The sequence below is a fragment of the Methylorubrum rhodinum genome, assembly GCF_014199935.1.
GTDB classification, from domain to species: Bacteria; Pseudomonadota; Alphaproteobacteria; order Rhizobiales; family Beijerinckiaceae; genus Methylobacterium; species Methylobacterium rhodinum.
On sequence record NZ_JACHOP010000029.1, the window covers coordinates 59,760 to 67,958 of the forward strand.

An 8,199-nucleotide genomic window follows, 5' to 3' on the forward strand; every position below is an offset into this window, starting at 1 on the left:
CCGCGTCTCATCTTTCGCCGCGACCGCGCCATGAATCCGCCGCGCGGGCCGCGTCAATCTCAAGGTCACATGATCAAAGCGTTCGTCTCCCTCGTCTCGCTGATCTGCCTGGGGCTCACGACCGTGGGCCTGAGCGGCTGCTCGCCGCTCGCGCTGTTCGACGCGCTCGGTCCCCGCGACAAGGGCGGGCGGCTCGCCCTCGCGGACGCCGCCTACGGCGAGGATCCGCGCCAGCGCCTCGACGTGTTCGTGCCGAGCCAGCCGCATGACCGGACACCGGTGCTGGTGTTCTTCTACGGCGGTTCGTGGAACAGCGGCAGCAAGGCCGATTACGCCTTCGCCGCCCAGGCGCTCGCCGCCCAGGGCTTCGTGACCGTGCTGCCGGATTACCGGCTCTACCCACAATCGCGCTTCCCCGACTTCCTGGAGGACGGCGCGGCGGCGATCGCCTGGGTGCGCGACAACATCGCGGCCTATGGCGGCGACGCGCACCGGATCGTGCTCGCGGGCCACTCGGCGGGCGCCTACAACGCCGCCATGCTGGGGCTCGACACCGGGTATCTGCGCCGGGCCGGCGTCGATCCGCGGTCGATCCGGGCGGTGGCGGGCCTGTCCGGCCCCTACGACTTCCTGCCCTTCGACCAGAAGACTTCGGTCGACGTGTTCGGCCAGGCGCCCGAACCGACGGCGACCCAGCCGGTCACCTATGCCGGCCCGCATTCCCCGCCGACCTTCCTGGCCACCGGCGATGCCGACACCGTGGTCCGCCCGCGCAACACCGAGAGCCTCGCGGCCCGCCTGCGCAGTGCCCGCGTGTCGGTGCAGGAGCGGGTCTATCCGGGCCTCGATCACGCGGACACGCTGCTCGCCCTCTCGGTCACCTTCCGCCGCAAGGCTCCGGTGCTCGCCGAGATGAGCGCCTTCCTGCACCAGCACGCGGGCGCCAAGCGGCTGACCACACTGACGATGCACTGAGCCCCGTCTTGGGACGGTGCCTCACGCCTCGGGGATTGCCCGCGGCCGCCGGTCCGGCCCGATGGCCACGAAGGTGAACAGGCCCTCCGTCACCTTCATCGTAACCTCTCCCTCGCGCTCCCGCCGCCAGACCTCGACCTGGATCGCCATGGAGCTGCGCCCGGTGCGCACGATCCAGGCATAGAGGCTCACTTCGTCGCCGACGAAGACCGGGCGGTGGAAGGTCATCGCCTCCACCGAGATCGTGGCGCAGCGCCCGCGCGCCCGGCGGGCCGCGACGTTGCCCGCCGCCAGATCCATCTGCGCCATCAGCCAGCCGCCGAAGATGTCGCCCGCCGGGTTCGTGTCCGCCGGCATGGCGATCGTGCGGATCACCGGCGCGCCGCGCTCGGTCGGCGGGTCGGCAGAGGGGGCGGGAGGGGCGTTCGCGTCGCGCGTCATCGGCGGCTCGGGCTCGTCGGTCATCGCCCGAAGCGTAGCAGGACATACGCCACGCGGCATCCGGACGCCGATCGCTCGAATGCGAGGGAAGCCGTTAACCGATCTTTAACCTTCCGATTGCCCCCGCCGGCGCGCTGTGAGAGCTTGTTAACGTGAGCTTAAGAGTTCGGGTCGGGTCATGCGTAACGAGTTCGCCCAGCGTCGCTTTTCCACCCTCCGCGCCGTGCTCGCGGGCCTCGCGCTCGCTGCCGGCCTCGGCGTGACGGGCGCCGCGGCCCAGGCGCTGCCGGCGGTGGGCCTCTCGGCGACGACCACGGGGGCGGCCCGGCCGATCGCCGCCTGGGCCGAGTTCTGCGAGCGCTACCCCGGCGAATGCGCCGTCGACCGCACAGAGACGGCTTCGGTCACCCTCACCCCGGCGCTCTGGCAGACGATCAACACGGTCAACCGCCGCATCAACCGGGCGGTCGATGCGGTGACCGATCTCGATCACTGGCGCTCCGCCGACCGCTGGGACCTCGCCGAGGACGGCCGGGGCGATTGCGAGGACTTCCAGCTCCTCAAGCGCCGCCTGCTGGTCCAGGCCGGCCTGCCCCGCCGGGCCCTGCGGATGACCGTCGTGATCGACGAGAAGGGCGAGGGCCACGCCGTGCTCACCGTGGTGACGAACCGCGGCGACCTCATCCTCGACAACAAGACCTCCGCGGTCCTGCCCTGGACCCAGACCGGCTACACCTTCGTCAAGCGCGAGAGCCAGGACGCGATCGGCTGGGTGGCGCTCGGCCGCGACGCCTCGCCGGTCACCGCCGCCAACCGCTGACACGAAAGCGTCCCGCTTCGGGACCCGAGAGCATACGGGCGCGTTATCCGGTCTTAACGGGTCGGCGGCCAAGGTTGACGGAAGGTTTCCGGCCTGCCGCGCGGCACCGGAAAACCGATGTCTCGCCTACGGTTCGCCGCCCATGCGTCGCGTTCTTCCCCTCGCGGTCCTCGCCCTCGCGGTCCTCGCCCTCCTGGCCGCCCCTCCGGCCTGGGCCGACGAGAGTGCCGCCGGCCCGCGCCACGCCGCGTGGCAGTCCTGCCTGGACGTGTCCTTCGCCGAGCAGGCCCGCACGACCAGCCGCAGCTACGCGGCGACGAAGGCGGTCTCGAACTGCCGCGAGCCGGAAGAGGCCTATCTGTCCGCTCTCTCGACCTCGCCGATGCTCGACGGCGAGGACGTGGCGCGCATCCGCCCGTCGCTGATCGCCCGCGCCCGCGAGCGGCTGATCGGCCTGCCGCGCCTCAGCGCCCTGTAACGGCATCTCGTCCGCTCCCCGGCTTCCGGGCGGGTCGGATCGGAGCGACCGGGCCCGGACTCGGAACCGTGTCGGCGATCCCGTTGCATCCCCGGACCGGATCGCGGACAGACGGCCGATGATCGTCCGCCCGCGGCCCAACCTCCTCACCATCCTGTTCGCGATGCGCGGCTCGATCCTGCCGAAGGTCGCGCCGAAGGTGATCGCGATCACGGTGCTCGCCTGCCTCGTGGTCGGGCTGGAGCAGCGCCACGCCGCGTGGTTCCCGGTGACGGCGGGCATTGGGCCCTTCACCCTGGTCGGCCTCGCGCTCTCGATTTTTTTAAGCTTCCGCAACGGCGCCTGCTACGATCGCTGGTGGGAGGCGCGCCGGGCCTGGGGCACGCTGATCGTCGAGATGCGGGCGCTCGCCCGGCTGATCCCGGCATTGCTGCCGGAGGCCGGGCAGGCGCAATTGCGCCGCCGCTCCCTCCGCCGGGCGGTGGGCTTCGCCCACGCGCTCCACGCCCGGCTGCGCGATCTCGACGAGGCGCGGGCCGCCGAGCCGTGGCTGCCGCCGCAGGAGGGCCTGCTGCTCGCCGACCGCCCCAGCGCCGCCGACGCGGCGCTCGCCGGCCTGACGCACGACCTCGCGTTGGCGATGCGGGCGGGTGCGCTGGGCGAGGTGACGTTCTCGACGCTGGAGCAGAAGATCGCGAGCCTGTCGGCGATCCAGGCGGTCTGCGAGCGCATCCAGGGCACGCCTCTGCCCTTCGCCTACACGCTGCTGCTCTACCGCACGGCTTGGCTCTACTGCCTGCTGCTGCCGTTCGGGCTGGCCGGCTCACTCGGCTGGTCGACGCCGGTGGTGGCGGCGCTCGTCGCCTACGCCTTCTTCGGCCTCGACGCGCTGGGCGACGAACTGGAGGAGCCGTTCGGCACCGACGCCAACGACCTGCCCCTCGACGCGCTGCTCCACGCCGCGACGGCGCCGGTCCTGGACGCGCTCGGCGAGAGCCGGCCCGAGCCGCCGCGAGCCGAGCGGTTCACCCTGCGATGACGGCTTCTTCCCACCTATCCCCCTCATCCTGAGGCGCGGAGCCGAAGGCGAAGCCTCGAAGGAGGGCGGGGAATGGGAGAAGCCGCCCCTACGCCTTCGGCTCGCCCCGCGCTATCACCAGAGCCGCGCGCGACGCCTCCAGCTCCGAGACCAGCGCCCGCGCCTCCTCGATCTTCAGGCTCAGCGCCTCCAGAATCTCCCGCCCTTCGCCCGAAAAGCTGCGCACGGCGTCGCCCGCCTGGGTCAGGGCGATGCCCGACGCCGTGACCGCGGCGCCGTACTCGGCCTGGACCCGGTCGAGGCGCTTGAGCTTGAGATACATCGGCACCACGCAGGCGCTCGTCGCCACCAGCGCGACGAGCAGGATGCCGTCAACCAAGGAGCCCATCGCCCCCCTCCTTCTCGGGATTGATCGCCTCCTCCACCCGCAGGACGTAGGCGCCCTGCGATTGGCCGGCCCGGCACCAGAACAGCGGCCGGTCGTTGCCCTCGAGCTTGATCCGCGTCGCGGGCGTCGCGTCGAGCTCAATCACCTGTCCCACCTTCAGCCCGGCGATCTCGCCGAGCGTCAGGTGGCGCTCCTCCAGCACGGCGCGCAGCTTCACCGCGGTCTTCTGGACTTCGGCGGTGATCTGCTGCGCCCAGCGCGGATCGCGGGCGGCGGATTCGCCGGTCAGCACCTTGCCGAGCGCCGGGCGCAAGGGGTTCAGCACGGTCTGCGGGATGATCAGGAACATCTCGCCGCCGCGGTTCAAGGCCTGGAGCAGGAACTTGGCCTGCACCGACTTGTTGGAGCGCCGCCCGATCACGGCGAACTCCATGCGGGTCTCCATCCGCTCCAGACGGAACGGCGTCTGCGAGACGAGGCCGAAGGAGGATTCGAGCGCCTTGCCGACCTGCTCGAACACCATCTGGGCGATGCGCAACTCGATGGCGGAAAAGCTGCGCTCCTCCTCCACCGGCGGCTCGGAGCCGTCGGAGCCGAACAGCACCTCGACCATCGTGTAGATGAAGTCGCGGTCGAGCCCGACCAGGATGTGCCCGTCCCATTCCGGCGCGTGGAAGATGCCGACCACCGCGTTGGCGTCGTAGGCGTCGAGCATCTCACCGAAACGCCCGCTCTCGACGCCGCTGAGCGAGTAGAAGGTCGAGGACGAGGCCAGATGCTTGGCCGCGTCGCTGCAGGCGGTGGCGAGCCGGTCGAACACCACGCTCAGCATCGGCAGCCGGTCGAGCGACAGGCCGCCGGCCTCCTGGATGCGGGTGCGGATGTCGGTCGCGGGCCTTTGGGCCGCCGCCGTGAGCAGCGCGTCGAGGGCGGAAGCGGGCTTGGGTGCCAGCGCCTCGGCCGAGGCTCGAGCCGGCTCGCGATCCAGGGCGCGCGCCAGTTCCTGGGTCGATCCTTCAGCCGGCACCGGCGCCGGCTCCTGCGCGGCGGTCAGCGCGTCCTCGAACGCGGGCGCCTCGGTCCGAATGGGCTGGTCCACCGACTGGTCCACCGTTTCTTGCACCGGTCCGTCCCCTTACGCCGCGGCCGGGGCGCGGCCGCCCGGCACGGTCGCGGCCTCGACCTCGTCGATGGTCGGGCGGTCGGAGCCGGCGATGCCCTTGCGGCCGTGCTCGATCGCGACCTGGGGCAGCGCGCCGTTCATGTAGGCGATGAGGGTCTGCTTGATGATCGTGTAGGGGGCGCACTGCTTCTCGCGTACGCCTTTGACCTTCACGGCGAGCGGGGCGAGCATGCCGTAGGAGGCGAACACGCCGATGAAGGTGCCCACCAGCGCCGCGCCGATCAGGCCGCCGAGGATCTGCGGCGACTGATCCAGCGCGCCCATCGCCTTCACGATGCCGAGCACCGCCGCGACGATGCCGAGCGCGGGCAGCGCCTCGGCCACCGTGTTGATCGCCGCGTAGGGCTTGAGCTTGTACTTCTTGTGGGTGCCGATCTCCTCCTCCATCAGCGCCTCGATCTCGTGGCTCCGGGCATTGCCGATGAGGATCAGACGGCAATAGTCGCAGATGAACAGCACCAGATCGGGGTGCTTGGCGACTTCGGGAAAGTTTTTGAAGATCTCGGACTCGGTCGGGTTGTCGAAATGCACCTCGACCTCGTTGCGCGGCTTGGTCTTCAGCTCGCGCATCAGGGCGTGCAGCAGGCCGAGCAGCGAGAGGAAATCCTGGCGCTTGGGCCCCTTGCCGGTGAAGGCCTCCATCGTCGCCTTGCCGGAATCCATCACGACCTTCAGCGGGTTGGCGATCACGAAGGTGCCCGCCGCCATGCCGAAGATGATGACGAACTCCCAGGGCTGCCAGATGACGATGAGGTGGCCGCCCATGGCCACGAAGCCGCCGAGCATGGAGCCGATGGCGATGACAAGGCCGACGATGATTCCCATGGCACTCGTTCCGCGGACGGCCGGCGACGGAAGTGCGGCCCTTGGGCCAGGGGAATAGGCAGGCAGGCTTGCGCGGGGCTTTGTCGGCAGGGTGATCGGCCGAAGCGGGATCAGGGGCGCCGGACGGATGCGATGCGGGGTTCGTTGCGGGTCACTCTTGAGCCGGAACGAAATCGGCCGTCACGGATTTCGTGTCGTACCGCACGATCGATTGCAGAACCCTGTTGGCGTCGAAATTTAGGATTTCACTGGACAACGATGTAAATAGTTGCGGCGAATACGCAAGTCGCCAGTTTGTTGAGCTAATTAGCTGTTTATCTCTATAAACTCCGAAGCTCAGCTCAAAATGATCTACTTCATAAGAGCATGCTTCTATGACCGCTGTGCCACTACCTCGATATTTATAGCTCGCACGTATTTCTTCTCTCGTTGTCTCTCTGTTCTGAAATTTCTCGCGCGTATGATCCATGTCGAAATCATGCCTGTCGGTCTTTAAATCATGATTGATGGGAATATTGTACTCATACGATATTTTTCTCTCACCGGCATCAAGCCTAGCAATTTGTTCCATCGCAAATCCGAATTTCAAAGTCGTCTTGGTATAGTGATTTCCAGGCTGCGCGTTCGATACGGCGACGGCTGTCCCATTCGGATTGCGATACAGCTGGATGGGCGGCAACCTCATGACGCTCTCGGTCGCCAACGAACCGCTGGACATACGATTCATGGCGGTGCCTTCTGGCCTCATTTCAATCGGCACTGTGGAGTATTTGATTTTGTCACAGTCCGCCGATTGGGCAGCTGCCGCCCCGCCTAGGGCCAGGGCAAAGCATATCGTCAAACAAGCACGCAAGCTTACCTCCCGCGCATCGACCGGCAACCTGGAAAAGCACCCATTTGGTCCGATGTCAATCAGACACGATACGGATCACAACACGGTGACCAAGCCAGGATCGGAATTACGAGAGTATAAGTTATCCTCATATTGAAGTAGAAGCTGTGCAAGAGTGGCTGCTTCGGCTGATGCGAGCAAAGACATGCTCGATCCGCCATCCGTATCGGTCGTCGGAGAAGCCGGTCAGCCTGAGTAGTGCATGTCGCGACGGTCATGCCCGCCGCCTCAGGGAGCCGGTCGGCCGCTCAAAGCGCAATCGGGTCACGTGGATATCGATTCGGCAAGCGCGCGACACCACAATCTGGGAGGCCGTAGGCGATCCCCAACTCGGTCGTCAGTCCTCCCGGCCGGGCAAGTGAGCGCGGACACAAGCGTTGGCATCCGAGGCGCGCCGAGAAACACCGGCCATCGCTTTGCGTAACGGCCCGCCTTGGAGGCGGGCGCCCAAGCGCATAACTGAGGCTCGTCATTCCGCCACCGGAGAACCTCCTTGTCCCAAGACGGCCCGCCCCAGATGCACGCCACGACGATCCTGATGGTCCGCAAGGGCGGGCGTGTGGTGATCGGCGGCGACGGGCAGGTCAGCCTCGGCCAGACCATCGTGAAGGGCAACGCCCGCAAGGTCCGGCGGCTGGCCAAGGGCAGCGTCATCGGCGGCTTCGCCGGCGCCACCGCCGACGCCTTCACCCTGTTCGAGCGGCTGGAGGGCAAGCTGGAGCAGTATCCCGGCCAGCTCACCCGCGCCTGCGTCGAGCTGACCAAGGATTGGCGCACCGATCGCTACCTCCGCCGGCTGGAGGCCATGATGCTGGTGGCCGACAAGGAAGTGAGCCTGCTGCTCTCCGGCTCCGGCGACGTGCTTGAGCCCGAGAGCGGCGTGATGGCGATCGGCTCCGGCGGCAACTACGCGCTCGCCGCCGCCCGCGCGCTCGAGGACGGCGACCTCGACGCCGAGGCGATCGTGCGCAAGGCGATGCGGATCGCGGGCGACATCTGCGTATATACGAACGGCAACCTCGTCATCGAGACGCTCGACGCGGGTTGATTTTTTCAACGCTCACCGCCGTCATCAACTCAGTTCGTGGCGACCTGTCGTTTTTCGGCGAAGGCGTCGCGCAGGCGCGCGTTTGCGATGACGATGAGGCGCCGCATGAG

At 68.0% G+C, this 8,199-nt stretch carries 10 protein-coding genes; 5 read left to right on the forward strand and 5 right to left on the reverse strand.

Features of this window, described 5'->3' with window-relative positions:
* Nucleotides 1-69 precede the first annotated feature (69 nt).
* A complete protein-coding gene (locus HNR00_RS22625) occupies nucleotides 70-975 on the forward strand; it encodes an alpha/beta hydrolase (RefSeq protein ID WP_183573334.1) in 906 nt (301 codons plus the stop codon).
* A 21-nt stretch (nucleotides 976-996) separates the two neighbouring features.
* On the opposite strand, the gene HNR00_RS22630 is transcribed toward HNR00_RS22625, so the two are convergent.
* Nucleotides 997-1,416: an acyl-CoA thioesterase gene (locus HNR00_RS22630; RefSeq protein ID WP_183573336.1), complete on the reverse strand. Its 420-nt coding sequence runs from the start codon at nucleotides 1,414-1,416 to the stop codon at nucleotides 997-999.
* A 178-nt stretch (nucleotides 1,417-1,594) separates the two neighbouring features.
* On the opposite strand from HNR00_RS22630, the gene HNR00_RS22635 reads away from it, so the two are divergent.
* The 3 genes from HNR00_RS22635 to HNR00_RS22645 all read left to right on the forward strand — a co-directional run bounded on the left by HNR00_RS22635 (nucleotide 1,595) and on the right by HNR00_RS22645 (nucleotide 3,753).
* On the forward strand, nucleotides 1,595-2,236 hold the full coding sequence (locus HNR00_RS22635; RefSeq protein ID WP_183573338.1) for a transglutaminase-like cysteine peptidase: 642 nt from the start codon (nucleotides 1,595-1,597) through the stop codon (nucleotides 2,234-2,236).
* A 142-nt stretch (nucleotides 2,237-2,378) separates the two neighbouring features.
* On the forward strand, nucleotides 2,379-2,714 hold the full coding sequence (locus tag HNR00_RS22640) for a hypothetical protein (RefSeq protein ID WP_183573340.1): 336 nt from the start codon (nucleotides 2,379-2,381) through the stop codon (nucleotides 2,712-2,714).
* A 118-nt stretch (nucleotides 2,715-2,832) separates the two neighbouring features.
* Complete coding sequence (locus tag HNR00_RS22645) at nucleotides 2,833-3,753, forward strand: bestrophin family protein (RefSeq protein WP_183573342.1); 921 nt, start codon at nucleotides 2,833-2,835, stop codon at nucleotides 3,751-3,753.
* Between the two features lie 88 nt (nucleotides 3,754-3,841).
* Here HNR00_RS22645 and HNR00_RS22650 read toward each other — a convergent pair whose 3' ends face one another.
* The 4 genes from HNR00_RS22650 to HNR00_RS22665 all read right to left on the reverse strand — a co-directional run bounded on the left by HNR00_RS22650 (nucleotide 3,842) and on the right by HNR00_RS22665 (nucleotide 7,029).
* The gene (locus tag HNR00_RS22650; RefSeq protein WP_183573344.1) at nucleotides 3,842-4,141 is read right to left on the reverse strand and encodes a hypothetical protein; all 300 of its coding nucleotides are present in this window, start codon (nucleotides 4,139-4,141) and stop codon (nucleotides 3,842-3,844) included.
* Complete coding sequence (locus tag HNR00_RS22655) at nucleotides 4,125-5,093, reverse strand: flagellar motor switch protein FliM (RefSeq protein WP_376770408.1); 969 nt, start codon at nucleotides 5,091-5,093, stop codon at nucleotides 4,125-4,127. Before HNR00_RS22655 ends, HNR00_RS22650 begins: the two co-directional genes overlap by 17 nt.
* Nucleotides 5,094-5,276: 183 nt before the next feature.
* Nucleotides 5,277-6,149: a flagellar motor stator protein MotA gene (gene motA / locus HNR00_RS22660; RefSeq protein WP_183573346.1), complete on the reverse strand. Its 873-nt coding sequence runs from the start codon at nucleotides 6,147-6,149 to the stop codon at nucleotides 5,277-5,279.
* A 151-nt stretch (nucleotides 6,150-6,300) separates the two neighbouring features.
* Nucleotides 6,301-7,029 (reverse strand): hypothetical protein, encoded by a 729-nt coding sequence (locus HNR00_RS22665; protein WP_183573348.1) that lies wholly within the window; start codon nucleotides 7,027-7,029, stop codon nucleotides 6,301-6,303.
* 529 nt (nucleotides 7,030-7,558) lie between these two features.
* Between HNR00_RS22665 and hslV the strand changes: the two genes are divergently transcribed.
* Nucleotides 7,559-8,089 carry an ATP-dependent protease subunit HslV gene (gene hslV / locus HNR00_RS22670; RefSeq protein WP_183573362.1) on the forward strand — a complete coding sequence of 177 codons (531 nt, stop codon included), beginning with the start codon at nucleotides 7,559-7,561 and terminating at the stop codon, nucleotides 8,087-8,089.
* The last annotated feature ends 110 nt before the right edge of the window (nucleotides 8,090-8,199 follow it).